Raw genomic sequence first — 2629 nt, 5'->3', positions numbered from 1 at the left:
CTCCTCAGTGGAATCGGCACCCCGAGCCTAACGGCTCAAGGCGGGCAACGCCGCCCACTTCAGAGTTTCAACAGAGACCGGGACATTCCCTGATCCCGCGCCGTGCCGCAGCGTAGCTCACCGACAAGGCGTGGTTGCCCGAAGAATGGGTCGCAACGCCCCTTGTCGCCTGTTCTTCCGTTAGTCCAAAGACTGCGTTCGATGCGCCGCGTACCTTAAACGCTCCGGCCTTCTGGAAGTTCTCGCATTTAAAGAATAGCTTGGCCCCAGTTAGCCGGTCGAAATGGCTGGACGTCAGAACGGGCGTGCGGTGGATGTAGGGCTTGACGCGCTCGTGCGCCGCCTTCACTTCCTCGGAGGTCGGAATGTAGATTCCAGTTGTCTCGCTCATAGGCTTCCTCTAACTGCCTGCTTATGGGCGAATCCGGGATGCAGATTGGTCCCGAGGTTCGGCTCCTTCATTGCCATGGTGCTCAGATTCGGTCCGCTAAACAGGGGGCTACCCCGATCGGAACCCTGAGCGCCAAAAAGCCTGGCGGCAACGAAATTGCCGTCGCATCTTCGGTCTCTCGGCTGCGTCGCTTGTCCAGGAACAGTCCCTGAGCTCCAGCCGCAAGCGCGGGCCGACTCAAAAGCCGATGGCGACCCCGTCCTTGCGGTGATCGGAGCCGGCGACGTAGCCGCCCGCGATCCGGTGGATCAGTTGGGCGCCGCCGAAGCCGAAGGCGACGTCCGGCTCCTCACGCGTTATGATATGGCCGCGCTCCTCGAGCGCTTGGATGGCGGCGTCGTCCATCGCGCTTTCCACGGCCACCGCGCGTCCTTCGGTTACGCGCCAGCGCGGAGCATCGCACGCTGTTTGTGGATTCTGGTTCCAGGCCTGCGTCCGCAGGACCATCTGCACATGGCCCTGCGCCTGCATCGGCCCACCCATCACCCCGAAGCTCATCAGCGGCTCGCCATCGCGCATCAGGAAGCCGGGAATAATGGTGTGGAAGGGGCGTTTGGATGGGCCGACGCGGTTGGGATGGCCCGCCTCAAGAGTGAAGCCGGAGCCCCGGTTCTGAAGGCTGATACCCGTCCCGGGCACGACCACGCCGGAACCGAAGCCGTTGTAGTTCGACTGAATGAAGGACACCATCATGCCGCTGGCGTCGGCGGTCGTCAGATAGACGGTGCCGCCGTCCCGAGGCGCCCCGGCGCCCGGCGTTCCGGCGTAAGAGAGGTCGATCAGCCTTGCGCGTCGACGCAGATAATCGGGGCTGAGGAGCGCCTCTACGCTCATCTCCATTACCGCAGGGTCGCCAATATAGCGTTCTACGTCGGCAAAGGCCAGCTTCATCGCCTCGATCTGGAGATGCAGGCTCTCGGGGCTGTCCGGATGGAACGCATCGATCTGCGTATGCTCCAACATGCCGAGAGCCATCAGGGCGGCAATCCCCTGCCCATTCGGCGGGATCTCGTGCACGGCGACGTCGCGGAAACGCGTCGATACCGTGCCGCACCAGTCGAGCTTGTGCGCGTCAAGATCCGCCAGGTTCAGCCCAGCACCGTGCTGCTCGGCGCACCGGACGATCGCGTCGGCCAGCGCGCCCCGATAGAACGCCTCGCCGCGGCTGCGTGCGATGGTTTCGAGGCTTTCGCCGATCGGCCGGTTTATGAACAGCTCGCCCGCCCTGGGCGCGCGCCCGTCCGGCATGAAGCACTCGCGAAAGCCCGGCTGATCCCAGACCGACTCAGAGCGCATATTCCAGAGTCCGGCGATAGCCGGCGACACGTGAAATCCATTCCGAGCGTAGTCGAGCCCCGGCTCGAACAAGGTCTCGAACGGAAGCCGTCCGAACTTCTCGGAAAGTTCAACCCAGGCAGAAACAGCGCCCGGCACGGTTACGCTCTCCCAGCCTCTGGCGGGCATTTGTTTAACAGCGGCGAAGCGCTCCGGCGTCCAGGAGGCTGGCGAGCGCCCGGACGCGTTGAGCCCGTGCAGGCGCGCGCCGTCCCAGACGATGGCGAAAGCATCGCTTCCGAGCCCGTTGCCGGTCGGCTCGACGACGGTCAAGGCTATTGCCGCGGCAAGCGCAGCATCGACCGCATTTCCGCCCTTCAAAAGCATCTGGATTCCGGCCTGCGCCGCGAGCGGCTGCGACGTAGCGACCACGTTGCGGGCCATGACCGGCGAGCGTTGGGACGGATAAGGAAAGTCATAAGAGAAGTTGGTCATGAAAGCCCTATCTTAGACACTCGAGGGACGGAGAGGTCTGCGTTACTTGAGAATATCCGGGCCTGGTTCCGGGCGCGGCGCCGCGGTTCGGTCTCGCGCGCCGGAAGTAGCGGCCAGCTCTGGCCCGCCTACCATTTTCCCCGATCGCCGGCTCGATCTGCGGAAAACGCCGCCGTGGCCTCTATCTCGATCAGGGCGCCGAAATGAAGCTGGCACACTCCGGCTACCGCCCGCGCCGGACGATGCTCGCCGATCCATTCGCCGTACAGCGCGTCGAACTCGCCCCAGAGCTCCATGTCCGTCATGTACACGCGGACCTGCCGGAGCGTGTCAACGAATGTGAGACAGCCGGAGCGATAGATTAAGCTTGGAGTTGGAGCTTGTTGTTGGGCGGATTGATCCAGACGG

At 63.8% G+C, this 2629-nt stretch carries 2 protein-coding genes and 1 pseudogene; all 3 read right to left on the bottom strand.

What is annotated here, in order from left to right:
* Nucleotides 1-91: 91 nt before the first annotated feature.
* Nucleotides 92-391 (bottom strand): annotated as a pseudogene (locus VQ044_RS24615) (pyridoxal-phosphate dependent enzyme); the annotation flags it as partial.
* 237 nt (nt 392-628) lie between these two features.
* The gene (locus VQ044_RS24610; protein WP_327649350.1) at nt 629-2221 is read right to left on the bottom strand and encodes a gamma-glutamyltransferase family protein; all 1593 of its coding nucleotides are present in this window, start codon (nt 2219-2221) and stop codon (nt 629-631) included.
* Between the two features lie 128 nt (nt 2222-2349).
* Nucleotides 2350-2629 (bottom strand): RidA family protein (locus VQ044_RS24605; RefSeq protein ID WP_331827856.1); only part of this gene is annotated, 280 nt, incomplete at its 5' end.

This window comes from Aurantimonas sp. C2-5-R2 (assembly GCF_036549495.1).
Taxonomy (GTDB): Bacteria; Pseudomonadota; Alphaproteobacteria; order Rhizobiales; family Rhizobiaceae; genus Aurantimonas; species Aurantimonas coralicida_A.
This window is presented reverse-complemented; position numbering and strand designations above follow the sequence as displayed.

Bases quoted from the DNA above. Each gene is read 5' to 3' on its own strand.
- VQ044_RS24610 (WP_327649350.1), bottom strand. From the start codon at position 2,221: ATGACCAACTTCTCTTATGACTTTCCTTATCCGTCCCAACGCTCGCCG.